Raw genomic sequence first — 22,467 nt, forward strand, 5'->3', positions numbered from 1 at the left:
TCCTCTTTTTGCTCAGCTCTTTCTCATATCTGAACGACAATTATTTGCACTTTGCCTGATTAGTTACTGACTGATTGTATATTTTATGCTAGAAAGTGTGGCATACCATGAGCCATTACAAATATGGCGCTTACTGCCACGATCTTTTCGTTGCGCAGCATGACAATATAAATAATCAAATTTGAAAGGTACAGATATGACCATAGGTGTTGGCGGTTCAACCGCAGAGCTGGAATTAGCAAAATTAACTGACATGACTCAAGGTGCAGATCCAATTAGTCGTGAAGAGTACCAAGCTCGAATCGCCAAGGCACAAGCCATTATGAGTGAGCAAGGGATTGCTGCGATTTACCTTAATGCGGGCACCAACCTTTACTATTACACTGGCACGCGCTGGTATGCTAGCGAGCGCATGGTTGGTGCAATTTTACCTGCCACAGGCGATGTTGAATATATCGCACCAGCGTTTGAGGTAGATACACTTAATGGTTACATGGTTATTGGCGGTAAAGTTAATACTTGGCAAGAAGATGAAAGTCCATTCGCGCTATTTGGCAATGTATTAGCCAATATGGGAATTGTATCGGGTGATATCGGCATCGATGAATCTGCTGCTTTCTTTATCTTTGATGGTGTGCGTCAAGCGCATCCACAATATAACTACGTTAACGCTAAGCCTGTGACCGCTGGTTGCCGCATGATTAAGTCTGCAGTAGAGCTAAGTTTATTACAACGCGCTAAAGATATGACGATGGAAGTGCATAAAGCGGTAGCGCGTATTTTGCGTGAAGGTATCACGACTAGCGAAGTTGAAGCCTTTATCAATGCTGCTCATATTAAAGTGGGCATTCCTGCTGGCTCATATTTTTGTATCGTTCTTTTTGGTGAAGACAGTGCGTACCCGCACGGGGTTAAGTCACCAAAAGCGTTAGAACTAAATGACACGGTATTGATTGATACGGGTTGTCAGTTACACGGTTATAACTCAGATATTACCCGTACCTATGTATTTGGCGAACCAAGCCCACGTCAACGTGAGTTATGGCAATTTGAGCAAGCATCGCAAATAGCAGGTTTTGAAGCGGCTCAAATTGGCGCTACGTGTGCCAGTGTTGATCGCGCAGCTCGCGATGTGCTTGAAGCTGCTGGTTTCGGCCCTGGTTATGATGTACCAGGTCTGCCGCATCGTACAGGTCATGGTGTCGGCCTTGATATCCACGAATGGCCATACTTAGTTTTGAACGATCACACGCCATTAGAAGCGGGTATGTGTTTTAGTAACGAGCCAATGCTGTGTGTACCAGGCGAGTTTGGTGTACGCCATGAAGATCATTTCTATATGACTGAAACAGGCCCTGTGTGGTTTACTAAGCCAGCGCACTCAATCGATGATCCATTTGGTTACGAAGCTTAGCTAAAGTGCGATGCCTTGTATTAAGTCACGAGGCATCAATTGCTGTGTGTACCAGGCGAGTTTGGTGTACGCCATGAAGATCATTTCTATATGACTGAAACAGGCCCTGTGTGGTTCACTAAGCCAGCGCACTCAATCGATGATCCATTTGGTTACGAAGCGTAATCAAAATGAATAGTTGTTTGCCTCGTTATTAGTAACGAGGCTGAACTAGATAAATGTTTGTTGCATACAACAAAAAAGCCCGAATGATTATTCATTTGGGCTTTTTTTTTAAAGGGGAAATAACCAATTGGTGTTAGTCGATACTGATTAACTCGACATCAAAAATTAGCGTTGAGCCGCCACCGATCTTTCCAGCACTGCGGTTGCCGTATGCAAGCTCGCTTGGAATAAAGAAACGAGTTTTCTCACCAACAACCATGAGTTGTACACCTTCAGTCCAGCCTTTAATTACCCGATTAAGCGGAAATGCAATTGGCTCGCCGCGCTCTACTGAGCTGTCAAATACAGTGCCATCAATTAGCGTGCCGTGGTAATGAACCGTTACAGTGTCGCTTGCTTTAGGATGCACAGTGCCAGTACCCGCTTCTAGCACTTGGTATTGCAGGCCTGATGCAGTGGTCATCACACCTTGTTTCTGTTTGTTCTCCGCTAAAAAAACGCGGCCAATTTCAATATTTTCTTTGGCTGCTTTTTGGTTGTTCATCGAAGTAAAGAAGTAAAAAATAACACATGCGATGACGACAACAGCTAAAATCATTTTCATTTTAAAATCACTTTATTTTGATTAGGCCGCCAATCATAACCAATCCCTCTCAAGAGGTAAATCTAGGTTAAAATGCCGGCCAGTTAGTTGTCGCTTGCACGACATAGTTGAGTATGTAGCGTTCAATAAGGTAAATCAGCCCTAAATTACCTATGATTGCGAACCACAGGACTAGTTTAAATCGTCCCTTTGCTGATTTATGCCTTAGCCATTGCTGAGCGTATAAAGCACCAGGCCAGCCACCGAGTAAACTAAAAAGCTGCAGCTTGGCTTCACTCACGCGCCAATGTTGCAGCCTTGCAGCACGCTTGTCCCACGCATAAGTTAAAAAGGTAATTACACTCATGCTGGCGAAATAAACCAGTGGCCAGAGCGGTAAAATCTGGTGTAGATAACCGATAGCGAGCAAACCAATAAATGCTGTGGCAAATAGCAATGGCGCAGGATTAGATTTAGTGTTTATTTTCTGAGACTTTTTGGCTGACATCTTGCGTGTCGCGCGGCTTTTTGCAGAACTTGTTTGCTGAAGCTTTGGGCTTGCAGCAGACTTTATCAGCCGAGCCTTATCTGCACGCAGTTTACCTTGTTTGTCGGTAGTTAATTCAAACTCAATATGACTGCCAATTTGTGGCCTATTGTTTTTACTTGTAAGCGCCGATATATGCAGAAAGATGCGCGACTTTTGACTATCACAGTGAATAAAGCCAAACCCTTTCGCATCGTCCCACGATTCTATAAGGCCTATATTCTTTGCCATAGTGTTGTTCTGCTTAACGTTAATGTGATTTTGGGAACACAGGCTATTTTGCTAGTTAGTGACGATAAAAGTGCTTAGCAAGATTCTTCTGCGCAGCACTCTTCTTGTAAAAACTGAATAAGCCCATCTAAGCAGTCAAATTGCGGAATGCAATGCAATACTCGCCCTTCACGCTCCTGCTTAACGAGGCCGGCAGACATTAGGCTTGATAAGTGATGTGACAATGTTGAATTTGGGATCTGCAAGCTCTCTTGCAAATGCCCTACAGGCAAGCCTTTACGGCCAGCCTTAACTAGGCATCTAAACAAAGTTAGGCGAGTAGGGTGGCCTAATTCCTTTAAGGCTTTTGCTGCAATTTCAGTGTTCATATGCTTACTCATAAAATGTTTCGGTATTATTCGAAATAATAGCAGGAATCCGTCAGCCGACAAGTGTTATTTGCATCAGCTGGCGTATTCTACCTCAAAGCATTTACTGTTTGCTGGGCTTTTCTGAGATCCACAGTTTAATTGTACCTTGTACCACGATAACGCCATTGGTGTCATAGGCTGTAACGGGGACGAGCATATCTCCCGGTGCCCATTGTTCGGGCTTAACCTCGGCAATGCAGGTAATATCACTTCCTGCTTTTGCGGTGTAGTCGACACTCATGCCTTTTGGGATCCAGCGTAAATGATGCGGAATAGAAGCTTCAGCCATTACACCCATAGCCATTTCAAGACCATTACAGATGGCAATAACATGAACCGTTTGAATGTGGTTGTGTACCGCTTTGCGTTTTTTTATTTGGCAAACACAGCGGTTCACATTTAATTCACTAATGATAGGTTTAACTGTACCGAAGTAAGGCGCCATTCGGCTGACCATTACAGAAAAGATTTTATTACCAAAGGGCAGGCGGCTAACACGATTATAGAGTGACATGACTTTGGTGGGCTTATTATTAGTATTGTTATGGCTCATCGCTACTTGTCCTTATGTATTTGCGTTATATGTGCTTGATCTCGGTTATGGCTTTGAGTTTATGTCGTGCTAACAACTAGATTAATGATAAATACTTCAACTGGTCGGATGAGGTTAACATTGAATTAACATTAATTGCTAGTGTCGATTAATCTGTGTACAGAAAATTAAACTGCATTTCATTTCGTTTTACGGTGAGTGGCACGTATAATTTCGGCCGTTAAAAAACATCTCAGTAAATTAAGGATTAAAGTGAATTATTTAAAGACCTACCTCAAGGGGATGGCGATGGGAGCTGCAGATGTGGTCCCAGGTGTATCTGGCGGTACTATTGCATTTATTACCGGGATTTTAGACCCACTACTTGAGAGCATTAAAAAGATTAATCCTTCTTTATTTGGGGTGATTAAAGAAAAAGGCATTAAAGCTGCCTTTATGCACATCAATGGTCCATTTTTAGTATGTGTATTTGGTGGCATCTTGACCAGTATTCTGACGCTTGCCAAGTTAATCACTTATTTGCTCGACACGCATCCAATTCCTGTTTGGTCGTTCTTTTTTGGCTTAATCGTAATATCAGTTATCCATATGCTGAAACAGGTAAAGGGTATAACCTTTGCTCGACTAGTCTTGTTTGCACTAGGCGTAATCTTTGCTTGGGGCATTACTATGCTTAACCCAATTGCGGTTGAGATGACCTATCTAAATGTATTCTTAGGTGGCTGTATTGCGATTACAGCAATGATCTTACCAGGCATTTCAGGTAGTTTTATATTGCTATTACTTGGCTTATATACCCCAGTTATTGGTGCGGTGAAAAACTTTGAGCTTGGTATTATGGCAACCTTTGCAGCTGGTGCCGCTATCGGTATTTTATGTTTTAGCCATATACTTTCTGCGCTACTGAGAAAATACCACGATGCAACGTTAGTCTTTTTAACTGGTCTAATGTTGGGCACCTTAGGCAAAATTTGGCCTTGGAAAGAAGTGCTGACTTTCCGTGAAAATTCAAAAGGTGAAATGGTGCCGCTAGATGAGCGCGTGCTGTCGCCAATGCAGTATGAGCAGATCACTGGTCAACCGTCGTTACTGCTCTATGCGGTTATTGCTATGTTTGCTGGTATTTTACTAGTGTGGGGCTTAGAGCGATTCGCTAATAAAAGTCGCTAGTAGTTAAAATACTCCTACTTAAAAACGCCAGCTATTTAGCTGGCGTTTTTTGTTTAAATTTACAGCGACAAAATAGATATTAAAGATTAAATTAAAACTTGTACAAAAAAGTGATCCTTGTACAAGTATGCGGCGTAATGAACAGTCAAATAGGGAGTATGACTATGAGCCAATTTAATCCAGAAAAAATCCAAATCGGAATAAGTGCATGTTTATTAGGTGAAAAAGTTCGCTTTGATGGCGGGCATAAAGCATCTAGTTATTGTCGTAAAGAAATTGCACCACACTTCGATTACGTGCCTGTATGTCCTGAAATGGCTATTGGTATGGGCGCACCGCGTAAATCTATTCGCTTAGAAAAAGATGGCGATATTATCTTTGTCAAAAGTGCTGATGGCTCTGTTGATGTTACCGAAAAGCTTAATGATTTTAGTGACAAAAAAGTAGAGCAACTAGACTTTTTAGGCGGCTACATTCTTTGTGCTAAATCGCCGACTTGCGGTATGGAGCGGGTAACTGAATACAAGTATGGTACCAACAATGGCTGGAAGTCTGGTATTGGGGTTTATGCGAGAAAGTTGATGGAGCGTTATCCGCTGCTTCCCGTTGAAGAAGAGGGGCGCTTACACGATTTGCCGATCCGTGAGAACTTCTTTACTCGTGTATATGCATACCACGACTGGCACATGCTAAAAGCGTCTGGTTTTACCAAGAGTAACATCTTGGATTTCCATGCTCGCTACAAATACATGCTGATGGCTCACAACCCTAAATTATATCGCGAATTAGGTCCTTTGCTAGCGGACATGAGCGGCGACTTAGAAAAGATTGCAGAAAGCTACTTTACCGGCTTTATGCAGATCTTAAAGATAAAAGCGACCCGCAAAAATCACACCAGTGCACTGCAGCACATTCAAGGGTATTTCAAAAAGCACCTATCAAGTCCGCAAAAAGCAGAACTTGCTGAATCAATCCTTAAATACAACCAAGGGTTGCAACCAATTTTGGTGCCTATGACCTTGATTAATCATTACCTGCGCGAGTTCCCAACGCCTTATATTGAGAACCAAGTGTACCTTAACCCGCATCCTCAGGAGCTCAAGCTGCGTTATGCCTATTAACAGTGATGATGGCTCGAGGTTGAAGCCATTTTGATGAAGTTGGGCTGGATAGGTTTACATATAGGAGGAGTGGCAAATGGCTGATGAAAAAACATTGACTCCAGAAGCTTGGGTTTCTATCGGTGAAGCGGCGCAGCGTACAGGCGTGAATCCGGTAACACTGCGAGCTTGGCAAAGACGCTTTGGCCTTGTCACTCCCAAACGAACGCCTAAAGGTCATCGACTATATGGCAGTAGCCATTTAGCGCAAATTGAGGAGATCCTTTATTGGTTAAATCAAGGTGTGGCGATCAGCAAGATTAAACCGTTACTGGGCAACGAGTCAGTTGATGGAGTGAAAAACAACTCTGTAGCAGATGCAAATGCAACTCAATCTGATCAACAGCAAGCAAGCGTTTGGCAACAGCATATAAGTAAACTTAATCAGTTGACGCTTGAGCTAAATGCTAAGGGCTTAAATGACAGTCTAAATCAGCTTAGTAGTTTGTATCCGTTTTCAGTGTTGAAGAGCAGCCTATATTGGCCATGGTTACGCGGATTAGAAGCTTTGTTAGTTGAACGGTTTGATGGACCCGTGATTGAGGCGTGGTTGCTTGATGAGCTCAGTGCTTTTTTTGCTAGAAAGCGCCTGACAGATAAAGTGAGTTCTATTCAAAACACGAGTAAAAGTGTTAACAAAAGCGCGAATAATTCTGTAGTGCCAAAGCCCATATTATTGGTGGCTCTTGCCCGTACAGATAAATGGTCGCCATTAATGATTTCTGCAGAGCTAAGTGCACATGGTGTTAGTCATCGATTAATTAGAGTATTCGAGATAAACCAATTACATTTTTTGGTGCAAAGACTAAAGGTGGAGCAGGTATTTATTGTGCCTCATGTGCAATCTGGTATTGCAGATATTCGTGAGTTTCAGGCATTACTGCAGCAGTTTGTAAACCAGGATAGTGCAGCAGGGGAAGTTGCAGAGATAGCGTCTGAAGCGGTAAATATCGCCTTTGCTGGCATATATGCTAAAGCCGTTAATCAGACACTTGGGCGAGAGCACTATTCAGTTTCAGAATTATTACTCAATACAAGTAAGCAGGCTTCAACTGCAGGATTCAAAGGAGATGACAATGGCTGAGTATTCGCAGCAAGTTAACAATAGCCTAATGTGGTTTCGCCAAGACTTGCGCCTTCAAGATAATCAGGCGTTAGCTGCCGCCTGTGAGCATGCACGCCGCTCATCGGTGTCTTTCAGCAAGTCTTTAAATGAGCCTTCAAATGCATCATCAGATTTGTCGCAGGTTCATTCTCAGCAGTCTGCTGGTTCAGTTAGGGCAGTCTATTTTGCTGTACCGAAACAATGGCAAGCCCATGACGTTGCGCCGATCCAATTGGATTTTATTGAAAGGCAGCTAAATGTTATCGCCAGTGAATTGGCCAAGCTTGGGATCCCGCTCGATGTTATTCATGTGGCGAGCTTTGAAGAGATCGGCGATGTATTAGCTCAGTACCTAGATTATTGGCAGATAAACAAGGTGTTCGCTAGCAGTGAGCCTGAGAGTAATGAGAGGCTGCGCGACGAAAATATTGCTGCTCAAGGGATCGAGTTAGCGCTTTTTGATCAGCATTGTTATTTAGCGCCGTTATCTGTTCGTAATCTATCAGGCGATATGTACAAGGTGTTTACTCCTTTTGCGAAAAAATGGCGTGAAATAGCCAAGCAAAACCAAGTTGAAACGTTAGCTAAACCTGCAGCTATCGCCGCGCCATTAGCGCAGCCAAGTGAGATTAACTTACGTTGTAACAAGCGCTGCAGCAATGAGTGGCAGGTTGGTGAAGAGGCTGCACATCAAAAGCTGCGTCAGTTTGCAAAGGATAAAATGCATGATTATCAAGCCTCGCGAGATTTTCCTGCGATTGAGGGCACGAGCCGGATCTCTGCCTATTTAGCTATCGGTATATTGAGTCCGGCGCAGTGCTTGCAAACACTTTTAGCATATTTTCCTGACGCACTGGTAAATGATGATAGCCCCGGGCGTTGTTGGCTAAACGAGATCATTTGGCGGGAGTTTTATCGTCATTTGCTGGTGGCTTTTCCAAGGTTATCTAAAAACGGTAACTTTAACCTTTTAGCTAATAATATTGATTGGCGCAATAACCCACAAGAGTTTCAAGCTTGGTGTGAAGGGCGTACTGGTTATCCATTGGTTGATGCGGCCATGCGACAACTTAACCAGACTGGCTGGATGCACAATCGATTACGTATGGTAACCGCCAGCTTTTTAACTAAACATTTGTTAATCGATTGGCGTTGGGGTGAGCGCTATTTCAAGCAAAAGCTTATCGATGGTGACTTAGCTGCTAACAATGGCGGTTGGCAATGGTCGGCCGGAACTGGTTGCGACGCCCAGCCTTATTTTCGAGTGTTTAATCCAATTTCGCAGTGTGAAAAATTTGATCCCACTGGTGCATTTATCCGTAAGTATTTACCAGAGCTTGATGGTGTAGATTTGAAGTTAATTCATAAACTTAAAATACCTAATCAGGCACAACTTTTCGACAATGAGTGCTATTTTTCGCCTATAGTTGATCATAAGTTTGCCCGTACTAGAGCCATCAGCCAATTGTCAGTAATGAAACGCGGCTCAGCTAATACGCACCAAGCAGTTGCTGCCCAATCCACAAGTTCTGCAAAGTTTACAAAATTGACTGATACAGAATTGGATTTAGATAAGGAGATTTTTGGATGACAGCGAATGTTGATGTGTTAACAGCTGAAATGCCAGTCTACGGCGATGCTTTAGCGGCAGAGCAAGCGTTGATTGAGCGTTTTGTTGGTTTATACCAGCAACTGAATAAAGATAATTTACATCTTTTAGGGCAAGTTTACAGTGATGATATTGAGTTTAGCGATCCATTGCATCAGGTATATGGGCTCAGCGCGCTGACAAATTACTTCGCCAATCTTTACGCGAATGTTGGCTCAATCAATTTCGATATTCACCAGGTTATCCATGCCCAAGGTGCGGCGACATTAAAATGGACTATGACCTTCACTCACGCAAAGCTTAACGGCGCACAGCCCATTAGTCTTGATGGTGTCAGCGTATTGTCGCTTGGTGACAAAATCTATCAGCATCAAGACTTTTTTGACCTTGGCAGCATGTTGTATGAACACATTCCATTAGTAGGCCGTCTAGTTAAGTTAATTAAAGCTAGGGCCTCATAATGACTACAAGTATCAAGAAAGTACTCGTCACTGGTGCGAGCTCAGGAATTGGCTTGCAACTGGCCAAGGACTACCTTGCTGAAGGTTGGCTGGTTTATGCCTGTGGTCGTAATCAGCAGGCTTTGTCGCAAATCAGCGGTGCTAAGGCTTTGGTGTTTGATATTACGGACAATGCAGCAGTAAAAGCGCAAGCTCAATCATTAATTGCTCGTGGTTTTGATGGATTCGATTTGGTGATCTTAAATGCTGGAAGCTGCGAGTACATAGACGATGCACATCAATTTGATGCTGAACTATTTGAGCGAGTTATCCGCACTAACCTCATTGCCATGGGCTATTGCTTAGGCGCCTTTATACCGCTGATCAAGTCCGGCGGTCGTTTAGGGTTAATGGGCTCAAGTGCAGTTTATTTACCATTTTCTAGAGCCGAAGCTTATGGCGCCTCGAAAGCGGGAGTGCAATATCTAGCAAGTAGTTTGGCTATCGACCTTAAGCCGCACAATATTGGTGTCAGTGTTATTTGCCCTGGTTTTGTGAAAACGCCGCTCACTGACAAAAACGATTTTGCTATGCCGATGCAGCAAACCAGCGAGCAGGCATCAGTCGCCATTCGCCACGGGTTATCAAAAGGTGTTAGAGAGATCCACTTTCCTAAACGTTTTACTTTGCTACTTAAGTTTATCTCACTACTACCTCGCAGTTTGTGGGAGCGGATAAACCAAACAACCCCAGCTGATACAGCTGCCGATTTACCAGTGCACAGCGATAACAAAGCAAGTCCACCAACTGTAGAAACTACAGATAATCATCTAAAAAATAAGCCAGAAGAAGCTAAGAAGGTGTCTCAATGAATATCGTCGAAAACAACAAACAATCTAAACGAATTGCAATTGTAGGCACAGGGATCTCAGGGCTGACTTGTGGGCATATTTTGTCGCAAAAGCACGACGTCACGGTGTTTGAAGCAAACGACTATATCGGCGGACATACTGCTACTGTAGATGTTGAAGTTGATGGTAAAGACTATGCCATTGATACCGGCTTTATTGTATTTAATGACCGAACTTATCCACGATTTGAGCAGTTACTGGCGCGGCTTAATGTTAAATCATTAGCTACAGAGATGAGCTTTAGTGTGCACAATGCCAACACGGGGCTTGAATACAATGGCAATACCGTATCTAGCTTGTTTGCACAAAAGCGTAATATTTTTAGACCCAAGTTTTGGTCATTTATCTTAGAGATTTTGCGCTTTAATAAGATGTGTAAACAAGCTTTTGCCGATGACAACTACCAGTTTCAAACCTTAGGTGAACTACTCGACCGCAAAGGTTTTAGTGACTTTTTTAGCCAGCACTACATCTTGCCTATGGGGGCTGCTATTTGGTCTTCAAGTATCGATGATATGCGCGCTTTTTCTTTACGCTTCTTTATTCAGTTTTTCCAAAACCACGGCCTGTTAAATATTGCTGATAGGCCACAGTGGTACGTGTTACAAGGTGGCTCTCGCAGCTACATTCCCGATTTAATAGCGCCTTTTAAAGATGCTATTCAATTAAATAGCCCGGTGACTGCAATCAAGCGCGAAAACGATGCTGTGCAACTGCAAGTGAATGGCGGTGAGTGGCAAGAGTTCGATGAAGTGGTACTAGCTTGCCATAGCGACCAAGCGCTTGCGATGTTGCAAGATTCATCAGCAAAAGAGCAACAGGTACTGAGTAAACTGGCTTATCAAAATAATGAAGTTGTATTACACACAGATGAGAACTTGATGCCCAAGCGCCAAGCTGCATGGGCTAGCTGGAATTATCGCTTAGATGGTGACACTAAAAAGCAAGCTTCAGTTACCTACAACATGAATATTTTGCAGCGCTTGCCTGAGGGAGCTCCAACATTTTGTGTGACATTAAATCAATCTGAGTTGATCTCATCTAGCAAAGTATTACGTACTTTTAATTATGCGCATCCGGTTTTTAATGAAGACAGTATGCTGGCTCAGTCGCAGCGCGATTTAATTTCAGGTGTAAACCATACCCATTTTGCTGGCGCTTATTGGTACAACGGCTTTCATGAAGATGGTGTGCACAGTGCTTTTGACGTTTGTGAAGCATTTGGAATGCGCTTATGAGTAGCCATTCATTAATTAATGATGAGTTTGTTAGCGGTGTTTATATCGGCAACGTAGCACACAAACGGTATCAGCCTAGCCAGCATGCTTTTAACTATTCCATGGCGATGTTAGGCATAGATTTAGATGAGTTAGAAAGGCTAGAAAGTGTAAGCCGAGTGTTTTCATCTAAGCGGGTGGCGCCGCTAAGATTCAAGCAAACGGACTACTTATCTAAGCAGACAGGTATTGACCCACTAAAGGATGACTTGAAAGCGCGGGTATTAGCTAAGGCGCAGCAGTTAGGCGCCAAAACAACTTGTAATCGCGTGGTGTTTGTCGGTCAAGTTCGCCATTTTGGGATCTATTTTAGCCCGATAAATTGTTTTTTTTGTTACCAAGACGACGATGCAAAATACCTGCTTGCTGAGGTGAGTAATACGCCATGGAATGAGCGTCATTATTACTTAATCGATCTTGAAAACACTCAGCCAACGGATAAGGCGTTTCATGTTTCACCCTTTATGGACTTGAATATGAAATATATCTGGCGAGTCATGCCTCCTGCAGACAAGGTCAGAGTGGGTATTGAAAATCGCAGCGAGAAAAAGCTGTTCGACGCTAATTTGTGTCTCGATAAACAACAAATGAGTGCTAAAAATTTGCGAGCCATGTTAATCAGTTTTCCTTTTATGACGTTAAGAATTGTCCAAGGAATTTATTGGCAAGCATTAAAGCTATTTATCAAACGCGTGCCCTTTATTGGGCACCCTGGAAAGCCAGCGGAGAAAATATAATGGAAGATATAACCACAAAACATAATCTGGCTGCTGAGCGTTTGCCTGATAGCCTAGCAAGAAAGCTGTTATTAGGTGTGCTGCCAGGGTTAACGGAAGGGCATTTATGCTTGATTGATGGCGACAAAAGCTATGAGTTTGGCCACAAAACCTCAGACTTACATGCAACGATAATGGTGCTTAATCCGCGTTTTTATCGTCAGGTTTTATTGTCTGGCTCCATTGGTGCCGGCGAAGCATTTATTCAGGCTCACTGGTCAAGCCCTGACTTAACCAAAGTGGTGCAGCTGTTTGCGAGAAACTTACCACTACTGGATAAACTGGAGCAAAAACTGTCTTGGATAACGGCGCCATTTGCCAGGCTTTCGCACTTATTCAATCGCAACACTGAGGCTGGTTCCAAGCGTAATATTTTAGCCCACTATGATTTGGGCAATAAAATGTATGAGCAGTTTTTAGATAAAGAAATGCTTTATTCAAGTGCGCTGTATCCTCATAGTGGCGCAACCCTTGATGAAGCCCAGCAACACAAACTAAAAACCATTTGTGAGCGATTAGATTTAACCCCAGGTCAAAGCCTTTTAGAGGTCGGTACGGGCTGGGGAGCATTGGCGATATACGCGGCTAAGCATTACGGAGTAAAGGTTACTACCACCACTATCTCTGATGCTCAGTATGAATACGCCAAAAAGCGGGTTGAGCAAGAAGGCTTGCAAGACTCGGTCACGCTGCTGAAAGACGATTATCGTATCTTAAGCGGAGAGTATGACCGCGTGGTATCGATTGAAATGATTGAAGCGGTGGGTCACGAATATCTGCCGGGATTCTTTAAAAAGCTGCAAAGTGTGCTTAAGCCTAATGGTCGCTTACTAATTCAAGCGATTACCATCGCAGATCAGCGCTATGACAGTTATCGCAAAGGGGCAGACTTTATTCAGCGCTACATTTTCCCTGGTGGCTGTTTACCGTCGGTGACGCGTATGACAAATGAGCTAACTAAGCATACCGATTTTGTGACATGGTCGATTGATGATATGGGGTTAGATTACGCTAAAACCCTTAAAGATTGGCACGACAATTTTGATGCCGCATTACCGCAAATTAAACGCTTAGGTTATGGCGACGACTTTATCCGTATGTGGAAGTTTTACTTAAGTTACTGTGAGGGCGGTTTTTTAGAAAGAACCACCAGTACCGTACATCTAGTCGCGGTTAGACCACAATATCGTGTAGCGGCTAATACGAGTCTTTAGTCTGTATTTATTTCGCATAGATTAAAGGGCATTTGATATGTTGATGAGCTCCACTGCTAAGCTTAAGCCACTGCACCTAAACATGATTAATCTCGTCATGTTTCAAGGCGTGTGGTGGTTATCTATCTTGTATCAAAACTCTGCCCTTTGGTTAACCGTGCCGTTGCTGCTATTGCACTTTTATTTATCAGCAAACCCTTTGCAAGATCTAAAGCTAATGCTCAAAGTCGCAGGCTTTGGTTTCGTATTTGATTGTGCTTTGACGCTTACTGGTGTGTTTCAGTTTCAGCAGTTCCCAATTTGGCTACTGTTGATCTGGTGTCACTTTGCCATTTCATTACGCTATAGCTTGATGTTCACCCAAAAGTTAAATTGGCAACTTAACGCGTTACTAGGTGGCGTATTCGGCTGTTTAAGTTATTTAGCAGGAGCGCGTCTTGAGGCGATGATTTTGCCACTAGAATTATTCTATAGCGCGCTGATCCTGTTTTCTGTTTGGCTCGTAATGTTCCCTATGTTTGTTAATGTCAGTCGGCCACAACCATAAGCTAACTGAGATAGGGATTAAATTATGCGTGTTATATCCGTTGTTGGTTGGCACTGTTTCAGTGCGGCAAAAAACATAATCTGGGCTTGGGCTATTCTGCTTATGTTTGCCAGCTCAGCTCAAGCTAAAATTGTGCAGCAGTTAATTGATGAATCGCTGCAAATCAATGCTTCTAGCACTGATACAGAAGCACAAGCTGCTCATTCTACAAAGACTGACGCTCAAGATATCTTAAGCCAGATAAATCTAACACCTTTGCATAAGAGTGATGACTTTAAAGAGGTTGGTCGCGGTGAGATGCAGTGGTGGTGGTTTTCGCTTTACCGAGCCAAATTGCTCACTCTTGACGGTAACTACAGCCAAGGCGAATTGCCGCTGGTGTTAGACATTGAATATTATCAAGAGATCCCAAGTGAGCGCCTGGTGGAAGCGACCTTAGACCAGTGGCAACATTTAGGCTTAAGTAAGCAACGCCAGCAAAAATGGCTCGCTGAAATCAAGGCGGTTTGGCCTGATGTGGTAGAAGGTGACAAGTTGACTTTGCGCGTACTTGATTCTGGAGTTAGTCAATTTTACTTCAACGATGAGCCGTTAGCCAAAGCTATGCCTAAGGGCTTTAGTGATGACTTTCTCGCGATATGGTTATCAGAGCAAACCAGCAGGCCAGAACTCAGAAAACAACTATTAGGAGAGCTCGGATGCGATTGTTAAGTAAGGTTAAGCAGTCAATAGCTGTGTTCGTGCTGCTGTTACTTGCAGCCTGCTCAAGTTCAGATATCTCTGACTACCAAGGCACCACACCCAATTTAGATTTAAAGAAATTCTTTGACGGCAAACTTACCGCTCACGGCACAGTTCAAGATTTTAGCGGCAAGGTTACGCGGCGATTTACTGTTGAGATGCTGGCTAGTTGGCAGGGGGATAAAGGCGAGATCAAAGAGTGGTTTATTTATGATGACGGCGAAAAGCAGATCCGAATCTGGAACATTACAGATCTTGGCGACGGTAAGTACTCAGGTACCGCAAATGACATTTTAGGCGAAGCCCAAGGTCAGGCTGTGGGGATGGCACTGCAATGGCAATATGAAATGTTATTGCCAGTCGATGATACTGAATATCAAGTGACTTTCGATGATTGGATATTTTTAGTGGATGAAAACACCATCATTAACCGCAGCGATATCATTAAGTTTGGCATCACTATGGCTGAAGTCACCTTAGTGATTAGCAAAGTCAAAGCGTAAGGTGCTAGCTTCAAGCAGCATATAATAAGTAACAGTGAATTAGAGGAGCGAGTTCAACTTCTAATCTTGTCTTACTTATTTAATAAGCGAGCTTAAAAGTTTACCTAAACACCGATAGAAGCGTGTAGGAACTTGATGCTCGCAGGCGTTGCTTTATTTGTCTTACTGAATGCGGTGCTAATGCTAGTTATCATATTGCAGCAAGTTCAGATGAGGATATGTTGTCACCGAGGCAAACCGCTATGACAGCGGAAACGCCCCACTACCAGTGATGAGGTAGCCAACAAGCAGCAAGAGGCAAAGCCGTTAGAGTAACAACTACAATTTTAGGCCTACGAGCTCTTAACCCTGAGTTAACTAGGCTGATTAAGAAACTTTCTTGCTGTTATCAACCTGCTTTTTGTCATAATACTCAAACGGAAATACATTTCTAATGCGCTGAGCTATGCCGTCACTGACGTTAGCTGATATATGCAAGCGCACCCCATTAAGTTTTTCAGCTCTAACAGTGCACGTTAGCTTATTTGACTTGGCGATTGCACGGCACTCTTTAGCAAATTTCTCAGGAATTTTTCCTTTGTGAGAATCTAGCCGTCCCTCTTTAAAGTGCATTTCAAATAACGTTAAGCCTTTTTTACCGCTAAAAAGAAGTTTGTAAATAATAAATACCGCAACTGCAATAAACACTATTTTAAGTAGGGTTGGGGTCATGCGCTTTCCTTTTCGATTAATCACTTCTCGACCTAAAGTTAACATACTCCTGAGCGTTGATATTTAAAAGGGGCTAGGTCACTAGATTGGAATTTTTGTGTGTTTCGCGCTAGGTTAAACACGATAGCAAAATGGATGAGCATTAATAAGTTAAGGAAAACACTATGTCGATTTCTAATGCCGAACGCTGGCTAGAGCTATGTGAAAAACAAGCACAATTGGTTGAAGGCCTGTCGAAAACATTTCCCCAACGTTGTCAGCAGCACCATTCACTTAGTAGCAGTTGGCGCGAGTTAGCCGATAAAATTGCCCGTGATAACAAAGAATTTGGCGATTAAAACTTAATTCAGCAAGGTGAATAAATCGGTGTTGTTTATCTTTGTTTATGTATAAGTGTTGGCTAATGACGCAATAAACTTGTGAGTCTAAACGCTGCGGTTAAAAGAGGGATAAGGCATACTGCATGGCTAACCTTATTCTAAATAGCAGTAGGTAAAACATGGCTCATTTTGTCGGCAAATATGAAGTTGAGTTTAAATATCGTTTGCAATCTAAAGCAGAGTTTTTAAACCGTCTCAAGCAGCTTCCAATACAAGTAAGGCTTGAAGATAACGCTGAGTATGATTGCTATTATGACCTAGCAGATCACAAGCTAAAACAACAAGGTAAAAGTGTTTGTATTCGAGAGATGCAGCCTTCAGGTATTAAGCTGTGGATTGTGAAAGGCCCCGAAGCAGACCGCTGTGAAGCTGTTGATATTAATGACACTGAACGAGCTAAAAGTATGCTGCAGAATATGGGTTATCAATTGGTGCTAGAGTTACGCAAAACCCGCAGTATTTATTTTGTCGGTGAATTTCATGTCACAGTTGATAACCTAGCTGGTATCGGTGACTTTGCCGAGCTTGCGATTATGACCGATGATGAGTCTGCACTTACGCGCTATAAAACAGAGTTACTTGAGTTGGCTCTAGAGTTAGGCTTAACGCCAGAGATGCAAGAGCATCAATCTTATCGCCAATTACAACAAGCCATGCAGGCTAATGGTCATTAGTATCATTGCCTAAGGTTTAAGTAATAGACTTTCTGCACTTGGTTTTAAGTTCTTGATTTTAAATCCTTGATTTTAAACCGTTGACTTTAAGATCGAGAACTTAGCCATTAGCTCTTAACTTGAAATCACTTCTGATAATTAGTATTGACTGGCTAGTGATATAAATAATTTTATTTATGCTGGAATCGAGCTTAGCAGTGCTTGCAACCAAAGGTAAGAGCTGTGGTCAAATGCTGAGTTATTGCGGTTAGATCAACAATGCAGATATGTGTAACAAGCACCTAGACTATACAGACCTTGTTTATATGTATGCTGCTGGCCCAAATTTAGAAATAAAACTGAGTCAGTGAACTTAGTCTAAGGAGTACTTGTGCAATTAAATGATGCCAGCTTGCTACGGCAGCAATGTTATATTAATGGCGAATGGGTTGATGCAGATAGTGGTGAAAGCATAGCAATTCAGAACCCTGCAACAGCGGCTATTATTGGCCAAGTACCGGTTATGAGCACACATGAGACTCAAGCGGCAATTATCGCAGCTGAGGCTGCTTTACCTGCTTGGCGTGCTTTAACAGCCAAAGAGCGCTCACATAAGTTAAAACGCTGGTTTGAGTTGTTAGTTGAACATCAAGATGATTTAGCACTGTTGATGACAACGGAGCAAGGAAAACCACTAAGCGAAGCCAAAGGCGAGGTGGCTTATGCTGCCTCCTTTATCGAATGGTTTAGCGAAGAAGCCAAGCGAGTCTACGGTGAGACGATTCCGGGCCACCAAGCTGATAAACGCCTTATGGTGATTAAGCAAAGTGTTGGTGTGACTGCGGCGATTACACCGTGGAACTTTCCTGCGGCAATGATTACTCGTAAAGCTGCTCCTGCGTTAGCAGCAGGATGCACTATGGTTGTGAAGCCTGCTCCGCAAACCCCGTTTACCGCATTAGCATTAGCAGAGTTAGCAGAGCGAGCGGGGATCCCCAAAGGTGTGTTTAATGTCATTACCGGTGACGCCATTGCCATAGGTAATGAACTTTGTGCTAATCCTGTGGTGAGAAAGTTGTCTTTTACTGGTTCGACGCCAGTGGGAATTAAACTTATGCAGCAATGCGCTCCTAGCCTGAAAAAGCTATCGTTAGAGCTTGGTGGCAATGCGCCTTTTATCGTGTTTAACGACGCCGATATTGATGCCGCTGTTGCAGGAGCTATGATTGCCAAATATCGAAATGCAGGGCAAACCTGTGTTTGTGCTAATCGAATTTATGTGCAAGCTGAAGTGTACGATGAGTTTGCCAAAAAGCTCGCACTCGCGGTCAGTGAGTTAACCTTGGGCGTTGGCACAGAGGCGGGTGTCACTACAGGGCCATTAATCAATGTAGATGCACTAGAAAAAGTAGAGCATCACCTAGCCGATGCGATATCAAAAGGCGCCAAAGTGATTGCTGGTGGTAAACGCTCAGATCTAGGTGGCAATTTCTTTGAGCCGACGATAATTACTCATGCCGATAAAAGCATGTTAGTTGCTAAAGAAGAAACCTTTGGACCGTTAGCACCTTTATTTAAATTTAATGATGTTGAAGAGGTAATCAAGCAAGCTAATGACACCGAGTTTGGTTTAGCTGCGTACTTCTATGGTCGAGATATTTCGCTGGTTTGGAAAGTGTCAGAAGCGTTAGAGTACGGCATGGTGGGGGTTAATACCGGCCTTATCTCAACCGAGGTCGCCCCTTTTGGCGGCATAAAGTCGTCTGGGCTTGGCCGAGAAGGCGGTAAGTCCGGTATTGAAGAATATTTAGAGATGAAATACATCTGCATGTCTGTTTAAAGCTAAATAATACCTTTTATCAGACTTTAGCAGTGGAGTGAGTCTTCACTGCTATTTTATAACTAACTTACAAATAAGCTATTTTACGACTAATACTGGGCAATAGGCTTTATTGACTATTTTCTCTGCCGTATTCGTATTTAAAAAATGATTTAGCCCAGTTCGTCCATGGCTGGCGATGACTATCATTCCGGCATTCATCTGTTTAGCGCTGGCTAATATGGTGGGCACTACCTCTCCGTGACAGATCATACTCTCTATCGGCAAGTTGGCATCTAAAGTTTCAATATACTCTTGCATTTGCTCTGCTGCCTGCTTTTCCATTCTTTCAATTAATTCATCAGGAGTTTCTGCAAACACTCGGGTGTGTTTATCACCAAATGGCTTATTAACTACATGCAGCAGCTGTACTTTTACATGATAAAACTCAGCCATTTCCACTGCATAAGTAATGGCATGAGAAGCCGTTGGTGAAAAGTCGGTCGGGCAAAGAATAGATTGATTACGCATAACATCCCCCTGTTAATACCGATTATTTAAAGCCTGTGTACCTACACGAATTTTCAAGCCTATAGAGTGAATCGCCGCTACTTTAAATATAGGTGTTAGGGCGCAGGGAGCAAGGTGCTAATGGATAATAACCAGTGGTTGTATGGCAGGGAATGAGTAAGAAAAAAGCCTGCTATGCAGACTTTTAAAGTTATTGATTTTCAGCCATTAAACTTGGGAAGGCTTTGCTTAGCACGCCTTGCAGTCGATTAAGGCTGAGCCCAAGTATAACTACGCTGCATTCAACAATCGCAATTCCCAGTAGTAATGAAAAAAGAGCGGGCGCATGTCTAATAAAATCCATAGAAGACCTCTAATCAATATGTGATACAAGCTGATACGTTCTAATAAATATCCCACACATTTTTAGATTTAATTTTGATTAAGCTCACAAAAAAATGAGCCTTAATTATTGTTAATCTTAGCTTTATTAAAAACATTACTTTAGCTCTTAGTAATGAATATGCCGGTTTATTTAAGTATTGGTGTTCAGTAACTGAATAAAAGTTGAACTCTTTTTGAGTACACCACGTAGTAATTAATTCGTTTAATAATTGTGCAAATTGTGGCAATTCAAAGAATACAGACTAGTTTCAATAAGGTGCACAAGAAGATAAGAGACTGCTTATGAACCGACTACTGCTACTAATCCTCATTACCTTTTGGTCTTTGACAACATCTGCTGATTACGAGCCTAGTTTTAAAATTGGAAAAGAAAAGGCCAAGGTATGCATGACCTGTCACGGCAAAGACGGGATCTCCAGCATAGATCCCTATCCAAATTTGCGAGGTCAAAAGATGGGGTATTTGATTTCCTCATTAAAAGACTATCAGTCTCGGCAACGAACAAGTGGTTTAGCTATTTTGATGCAGCAACAGGCGGACGCACTGAGTGAGCAAGATATAAAGGATATTTCTTACTATTACTCAGTTCTGGGCACCGACAAAGAAGAGGAGTAGGGCATGCACGCAAGCACTGAGCTCTATGATGTAAAAGTTGTCCGTTATTTTATTATTGCTGCATTGATATGGTCGATTGCAGGCATGTTCATTGGCGTTGTGCTCGCAGCGCAACTTTATTGGCCGGCTCTTAATTTTGATTCGGAATACATACAATTTGGACGACTGCGTCCGCTACACACCTCCGGAGTTATTTATGGCTTTGTGGTGAATATTTTAATGGGTACCTCGCTCTATATTGTGCAACGAACCGGACAAACCAAGCTCTTCAACCTAAGCTTGTCATGGATGGTATTTTGGGGCTGGCAATTAGTTCTGATCCTCGCGCTTATCACCTTGCCTCTAGGTTATACCACCAGTAAAGAGTATGCGGAGCTTGAGTGGCCGATAGATATTCTAATTGTGATTGTTTGGGTGCTGTATGCGGTGCTGTTCTTTGGCACCATAGCTAAGCGGAAAGTGCACCATATCTTTGTGGCCAACTGGTTCTTTGGTGCTTTTATTATTGTCATCGCGCTGATTTTTATTCTGAATAATTTAGCTCTGCCGGCATCTTTTATGAAGTCATACTCGGTGTTTGCTGGTGCGCAAGATGCGATAGTGCAGTGGTGGTGGGGCCATAATGCGGTAGGGTTTCTTCTCACTGCGGGTATTATCGGTATGAACTATTACTTTATACCTAAGCTCGCCGAACGCCCGATCTATTCCTACCGCCTCTCTATCATCCATTTTTGGGGGCTTGTCGGTTTTTACACCTGGGCCGGGACCCACCACCTTGTTTATTCTTCAGTGCCGGTTTGGGTGCAAAACATCGGTATCGTAATGTCGTTAATTTTATGGTTACCGTCTTGGGCGGGAGCGTTCAACAGTGCAATGACCTTACTGCAAAATAAAGCCAAACTGAAAACGGATTACATTATGTGGTTCTTTATGTCGGCAATTTTGTATTACTGCTTGGCGACATTTGAAGGACCCTTGTTAGCAATACGTTGGTTCAACATGATTGCGCACAATACCGAGTGGATTATTGGGCATGTGCACTCTGCTGCGCTCGGTTGGGTGGGGATGTCTGGTATTGCTGTGTTCTATTATTTCATTCCGCGGCTATGGGGCAAAAATGGACTTTGGTCGCCTAAGCTACTTAAGTGGCATTTCTGGTTAGCGCATCTCGGTATCGCACTATATGCCATTGCCTTATGGGTCGCCGGTATAGGCGAGGGCTATATGTGGCTCGCGCAGCAAGAGAATGGATCGCTCGCATATAGCTTTGTTGAAGCAATGGATTTTAAAGCCCCTTGGTTGTTTGTGCGATTCTTTGGTGGCGCTTGTTTTGTGTTAGGCCTATTGCTGATGGCATTTAACCTCTACAAAACAGTGACGGTAAACTTGGAGGTAAGTGAAGATGCTAAGTAAAGACTTTACCCAATCTTTGGTGATCCTCATTGTTGCTACTGTGCTGGTGGCAAGCTTCTCAATTGTAGTGTTAATTGTACCTAATCTTGTTCGTACTGATGAAATCCGTGAGCAGTCGTTAGCAAAGCCATTAACTGCAATTCAAGTCGCAGGTCGCGATGTGTATATCAGTGAAGGCTGCCATGTTTGTCATACCCAGATGGTGCGTAACATTGACCCTGAGGTTAAACGAGATGGCAGGGCCAACAAAGAAGCGGATGACATTTATGAGTTTCCAAATTTGTGGGGCTCAAAACGTACCGGACCAGATCTAACCAATTTAGGGCGAAAATACTCTGAGCAGTGGCAGCGCATCCACCTTATTAATCCGAGACAAGTGGTGCCAACCTCATTGATGCCAGCTTACCCTTGGTTGTTTGAACAAGTACTAACCGGTGATGACATTGAAGCTAAAATGCGCGCGTTACAGACGTTGGGCGTACCTTACAGCGATAGCGAAATTGATAAGGCGCGCTTAGCGGTTAAAGGCGTGACAAAAGGGGAGGCTTTGGTTCAATACTTACAAAGCTTAGGACAAGACACTGCCAGCGATCAGGAGCGTTAAT

At 43.0% G+C, this 22,467-nt stretch carries 26 protein-coding genes and 1 pseudogene; 20 read left to right on the forward strand and 7 right to left on the reverse strand.

The genetic code is table 11. The features are described 5' to 3' along the window. The first annotated feature begins 196 nt into the window (after window positions 1–196). Window positions 197–1,414: a M24 family metallopeptidase gene (locus tag L2740_RS09500; RefSeq protein WP_248949887.1), complete on the forward strand. Its 1,218-nt coding sequence runs from the start codon at window positions 197–199 to the stop codon at window positions 1,412–1,414. Window positions 1,415–1,453: 39 nt separating this feature from the next. Beyond that, window positions 1,454–1,579, forward strand: a pseudogene (locus L2740_RS21460) (aminopeptidase P family protein); the annotation flags it as partial. Between the two features lie 133 nt (window positions 1,580–1,712). Here the strand turns inward: L2740_RS21460 and L2740_RS09505 are convergent. The 4 genes from L2740_RS09505 to L2740_RS09520 all read right to left on the reverse strand — a co-directional run bounded on the left by L2740_RS09505 (window position 1,713) and on the right by L2740_RS09520 (window position 3,903). Next, on the reverse strand, window positions 1,713–2,183 hold the full coding sequence (locus L2740_RS09505) for a BamJ family beta-barrel-assembly machinery protein (RefSeq protein WP_248949888.1): 471 nt from the start codon (window positions 2,181–2,183) through the stop codon (window positions 1,713–1,715). 67 nt (window positions 2,184–2,250) lie between these two features. Beyond that, window positions 2,251–2,940, reverse strand: a complete 690-nt coding sequence (locus L2740_RS09510; RefSeq protein WP_248949890.1) for a DUF1294 domain-containing protein — start codon at window positions 2,938–2,940, stop codon at window positions 2,251–2,253. A gap of 74 nt (window positions 2,941–3,014) precedes the next feature. After that, window positions 3,015–3,308, reverse strand: a complete 294-nt coding sequence (locus L2740_RS09515) for an ArsR/SmtB family transcription factor (RefSeq protein WP_248949892.1) — start codon at window positions 3,306–3,308, stop codon at window positions 3,015–3,017. A gap of 103 nt (window positions 3,309–3,411) precedes the next feature. Continuing rightward, window positions 3,412–3,903, reverse strand: coding sequence for a hotdog fold domain-containing protein (locus L2740_RS09520; protein ID WP_248949894.1), 492 nt, complete (start codon window positions 3,901–3,903; stop codon window positions 3,412–3,414). A gap of 252 nt (window positions 3,904–4,155) precedes the next feature. Between L2740_RS09520 and L2740_RS09525 the strand changes: the two genes are divergently transcribed. The 12 genes from L2740_RS09525 to L2740_RS09580 all read left to right on the forward strand — a co-directional run bounded on the left by L2740_RS09525 (window position 4,156) and on the right by L2740_RS09580 (window position 15,356). Beyond that, a complete protein-coding gene (locus L2740_RS09525; protein ID WP_248949895.1) occupies window positions 4,156–5,073 on the forward strand; it encodes a polyprenyl-phosphate transporter in 918 nt (305 codons plus the stop codon). 164 nt (window positions 5,074–5,237) lie between these two features. Then, entirely contained in the window at window positions 5,238–6,194 is a 957-nt protein-coding gene (locus L2740_RS09530; protein ID WP_248949896.1) for a YbgA family protein, read from the forward strand. 76 nt (window positions 6,195–6,270) lie between these two features. After that, window positions 6,271–7,317, forward strand: coding sequence for a MerR family transcriptional regulator (locus tag L2740_RS09535; protein ID WP_248949897.1), 1,047 nt, complete (start codon window positions 6,271–6,273; stop codon window positions 7,315–7,317). Further along, on the forward strand, window positions 7,310–8,929 hold the full coding sequence (gene phrB, locus L2740_RS09540; protein WP_248949898.1) for a deoxyribodipyrimidine photo-lyase: 1,620 nt from the start codon (window positions 7,310–7,312) through the stop codon (window positions 8,927–8,929). Before L2740_RS09535 ends, phrB begins: the two co-directional genes overlap by 8 nt. Then, window positions 8,926–9,408: a nuclear transport factor 2 family protein gene (locus L2740_RS09545; RefSeq protein ID WP_248949899.1), complete on the forward strand. Its 483-nt coding sequence runs from the start codon at window positions 8,926–8,928 to the stop codon at window positions 9,406–9,408. Before phrB ends, L2740_RS09545 begins: the two co-directional genes overlap by 4 nt. Continuing rightward, entirely contained in the window at window positions 9,408–10,259 is an 852-nt protein-coding gene (locus tag L2740_RS09550) for an SDR family NAD(P)-dependent oxidoreductase (RefSeq protein WP_248949901.1), read from the forward strand. The genes L2740_RS09545 and L2740_RS09550 overlap by 1 nt, the downstream gene beginning before the upstream one ends. Further along, window positions 10,256–11,536, forward strand: coding sequence for an NAD(P)/FAD-dependent oxidoreductase (locus L2740_RS09555; RefSeq protein WP_248949903.1), 1,281 nt, complete (start codon window positions 10,256–10,258; stop codon window positions 11,534–11,536). Before L2740_RS09550 ends, L2740_RS09555 begins: the two co-directional genes overlap by 4 nt. Next, window positions 11,533–12,312 (forward strand): DUF1365 domain-containing protein, encoded by a 780-nt coding sequence (locus L2740_RS09560; protein WP_248949906.1) that lies wholly within the window; start codon window positions 11,533–11,535, stop codon window positions 12,310–12,312. Before L2740_RS09555 ends, L2740_RS09560 begins: the two co-directional genes overlap by 4 nt. Further along, a complete protein-coding gene (locus L2740_RS09565) occupies window positions 12,312–13,565 on the forward strand; it encodes an SAM-dependent methyltransferase (RefSeq protein ID WP_248949908.1) in 1,254 nt (417 codons plus the stop codon). The genes L2740_RS09560 and L2740_RS09565 overlap by 1 nt, the downstream gene beginning before the upstream one ends. Window positions 13,566–13,602: 37 nt before the next feature. After that, window positions 13,603–14,112, forward strand: coding sequence for a DUF2878 domain-containing protein (locus tag L2740_RS09570; protein WP_248949911.1), 510 nt, complete (start codon window positions 13,603–13,605; stop codon window positions 14,110–14,112). Window positions 14,113–14,136: 24 nt separating this feature from the next. Continuing rightward, the gene (locus L2740_RS09575; RefSeq protein ID WP_248949913.1) at window positions 14,137–14,823 is read left to right on the forward strand and encodes a chalcone isomerase family protein; all 687 of its coding nucleotides are present in this window, start codon (window positions 14,137–14,139) and stop codon (window positions 14,821–14,823) included. Continuing rightward, window positions 14,811–15,356 carry a DUF3833 domain-containing protein gene (locus L2740_RS09580; RefSeq protein WP_248949915.1) on the forward strand — a complete coding sequence of 182 codons (546 nt, stop codon included), beginning with the start codon at window positions 14,811–14,813 and terminating at the stop codon, window positions 15,354–15,356. The genes L2740_RS09575 and L2740_RS09580 overlap by 13 nt, the downstream gene beginning before the upstream one ends. A gap of 366 nt (window positions 15,357–15,722) precedes the next feature. Here the strand turns inward: L2740_RS09580 and L2740_RS09585 are convergent, their stop codons facing one another. Then, complete coding sequence (locus tag L2740_RS09585) at window positions 15,723–16,067, reverse strand: DUF3634 family protein (RefSeq protein WP_248469014.1); 345 nt, start codon at window positions 16,065–16,067, stop codon at window positions 15,723–15,725. Window positions 16,068–16,231: 164 nt separating this feature from the next. On the opposite strand from L2740_RS09585, the gene L2740_RS09590 reads away from it, so the two are divergent. From L2740_RS09590 to gabD, 3 genes are all read left to right on the forward strand, one after another. Further along, window positions 16,232–16,405, forward strand: a complete 174-nt coding sequence (locus L2740_RS09590) for a hypothetical protein (protein ID WP_248949917.1) — start codon at window positions 16,232–16,234, stop codon at window positions 16,403–16,405. Window positions 16,406–16,566: 161 nt separating this feature from the next. After that, window positions 16,567–17,121 carry a class IV adenylate cyclase gene (gene cyaB / locus L2740_RS09595; RefSeq protein ID WP_248949918.1) on the forward strand — a complete coding sequence of 185 codons (555 nt, stop codon included), beginning with the start codon at window positions 16,567–16,569 and terminating at the stop codon, window positions 17,119–17,121. A gap of 370 nt (window positions 17,122–17,491) precedes the next feature. Then, complete coding sequence (gabD, locus tag L2740_RS09600) at window positions 17,492–18,940, forward strand: NADP-dependent succinate-semialdehyde dehydrogenase (RefSeq protein WP_248949919.1); 1,449 nt, start codon at window positions 17,492–17,494, stop codon at window positions 18,938–18,940. Between the two features lie 78 nt (window positions 18,941–19,018). Here the strand turns inward: gabD and L2740_RS09605 are convergent, their stop codons facing one another. After that, the gene (locus L2740_RS09605) at window positions 19,019–19,450 is read right to left on the reverse strand and encodes a universal stress protein (protein ID WP_248949921.1); all 432 of its coding nucleotides are present in this window, start codon (window positions 19,448–19,450) and stop codon (window positions 19,019–19,021) included. Window positions 19,451–19,640: 190 nt separating this feature from the next. Then, on the reverse strand, window positions 19,641–19,793 hold the full coding sequence (locus L2740_RS09610; protein ID WP_248949922.1) for a hypothetical protein: 153 nt from the start codon (window positions 19,791–19,793) through the stop codon (window positions 19,641–19,643). A gap of 323 nt (window positions 19,794–20,116) precedes the next feature. On the opposite strand from L2740_RS09610, the gene L2740_RS09615 reads away from it, so the two are divergent. From L2740_RS09615 to L2740_RS09625, 3 genes are read left to right on the forward strand one after another with little or no spacing between them, the layout of a single operon-like run. Continuing rightward, window positions 20,117–20,449 (forward strand): c-type cytochrome, encoded by a 333-nt coding sequence (locus L2740_RS09615; protein WP_248949923.1) that lies wholly within the window; start codon window positions 20,117–20,119, stop codon window positions 20,447–20,449. A 3-nt stretch (window positions 20,450–20,452) separates the two neighbouring features. Beyond that, the gene (gene ccoN / locus L2740_RS09620) at window positions 20,453–21,862 is read left to right on the forward strand and encodes a cytochrome-c oxidase, cbb3-type subunit I (RefSeq protein ID WP_248949925.1); all 1,410 of its coding nucleotides are present in this window, start codon (window positions 20,453–20,455) and stop codon (window positions 21,860–21,862) included. Next, window positions 21,852–22,466, forward strand: coding sequence for a cbb3-type cytochrome c oxidase subunit II (locus L2740_RS09625; RefSeq protein ID WP_248949928.1), 615 nt, complete (start codon window positions 21,852–21,854; stop codon window positions 22,464–22,466). The genes ccoN and L2740_RS09625 overlap by 11 nt, the downstream gene beginning before the upstream one ends. Window position 22,467 lies beyond the last annotated feature (1 nt).

The organism is Shewanella pneumatophori (assembly GCF_023283895.1).
GTDB classification, from domain to species: domain Bacteria; phylum Pseudomonadota; class Gammaproteobacteria; order Enterobacterales; family Shewanellaceae; genus Shewanella; species Shewanella pneumatophori.

Excerpts from the sequence above, each read along its gene's own strand:
- L2740_RS09515 (WP_248949892.1), bottom strand. The coding sequence starts at position 3,308 with ATGAACACTGAAATTGCAGCAAAAGCCTTAAAGGAATTAGGCCACCCT.
- phrB (WP_248949898.1), top strand. The coding sequence starts at position 7,310 with ATGGCTGAGTATTCGCAGCAAGTTAACAATAGCCTAATGTGGTTTCGC.
- L2740_RS09575 (WP_248949913.1), top strand. The coding sequence starts at position 14,137 with ATGCGTGTTATATCCGTTGTTGGTTGGCACTGTTTCAGTGCGGCAAAA.
- L2740_RS09510 (WP_248949890.1), bottom strand. The coding sequence starts at position 2,940 with ATGGCAAAGAATATAGGCCTTATAGAATCGTGGGACGATGCGAAAGGG.
- L2740_RS09550 (WP_248949901.1), top strand. The coding sequence starts at position 9,408 with ATGACTACAAGTATCAAGAAAGTACTCGTCACTGGTGCGAGCTCAGGA.
- L2740_RS09555 (WP_248949903.1), top strand. The coding sequence starts at position 10,256 with ATGAATATCGTCGAAAACAACAAACAATCTAAACGAATTGCAATTGTA.
- L2740_RS09545 (WP_248949899.1), top strand. The coding sequence starts at position 8,926 with ATGACAGCGAATGTTGATGTGTTAACAGCTGAAATGCCAGTCTACGGC.
- cyaB (WP_248949918.1), top strand. The coding sequence starts at position 16,567 with ATGGCTCATTTTGTCGGCAAATATGAAGTTGAGTTTAAATATCGTTTG.
- L2740_RS09505 (WP_248949888.1), bottom strand. The coding sequence starts at position 2,183 with ATGAAAATGATTTTAGCTGTTGTCGTCATCGCATGTGTTATTTTTTAC.
- L2740_RS09570 (WP_248949911.1), top strand. The coding sequence starts at position 13,603 with ATGTTGATGAGCTCCACTGCTAAGCTTAAGCCACTGCACCTAAACATG.
- L2740_RS09530 (WP_248949896.1), top strand. The coding sequence starts at position 5,238 with ATGAGCCAATTTAATCCAGAAAAAATCCAAATCGGAATAAGTGCATGT.
- L2740_RS09615 (WP_248949923.1), top strand. The coding sequence starts at position 20,117 with ATGAACCGACTACTGCTACTAATCCTCATTACCTTTTGGTCTTTGACA.
- L2740_RS09500 (WP_248949887.1), top strand. The coding sequence starts at position 197 with ATGACCATAGGTGTTGGCGGTTCAACCGCAGAGCTGGAATTAGCAAAA.
- L2740_RS09580 (WP_248949915.1), top strand. The coding sequence starts at position 14,811 with ATGCGATTGTTAAGTAAGGTTAAGCAGTCAATAGCTGTGTTCGTGCTG.
- L2740_RS09590 (WP_248949917.1), top strand. The coding sequence starts at position 16,232 with ATGTCGATTTCTAATGCCGAACGCTGGCTAGAGCTATGTGAAAAACAA.
- ccoN (WP_248949925.1), top strand. The coding sequence starts at position 20,453 with ATGCACGCAAGCACTGAGCTCTATGATGTAAAAGTTGTCCGTTATTTT.
- L2740_RS09560 (WP_248949906.1), top strand. The coding sequence starts at position 11,533 with ATGAGTAGCCATTCATTAATTAATGATGAGTTTGTTAGCGGTGTTTAT.
- L2740_RS09605 (WP_248949921.1), bottom strand. The coding sequence starts at position 19,450 with ATGCGTAATCAATCTATTCTTTGCCCGACCGACTTTTCACCAACGGCT.
- L2740_RS09585 (WP_248469014.1), bottom strand. The coding sequence starts at position 16,067 with ATGACCCCAACCCTACTTAAAATAGTGTTTATTGCAGTTGCGGTATTT.
- L2740_RS09565 (WP_248949908.1), top strand. The coding sequence starts at position 12,312 with ATGGAAGATATAACCACAAAACATAATCTGGCTGCTGAGCGTTTGCCT.
- L2740_RS09625 (WP_248949928.1), top strand. The coding sequence starts at position 21,852 with ATGCTAAGTAAAGACTTTACCCAATCTTTGGTGATCCTCATTGTTGCT.
- L2740_RS09535 (WP_248949897.1), top strand. The coding sequence starts at position 6,271 with ATGGCTGATGAAAAAACATTGACTCCAGAAGCTTGGGTTTCTATCGGT.
- L2740_RS09610 (WP_248949922.1), bottom strand. The coding sequence starts at position 19,793 with ATGGATTTTATTAGACATGCGCCCGCTCTTTTTTCATTACTACTGGGA.
- L2740_RS09520 (WP_248949894.1), bottom strand. The coding sequence starts at position 3,903 with ATGAGCCATAACAATACTAATAATAAGCCCACCAAAGTCATGTCACTC.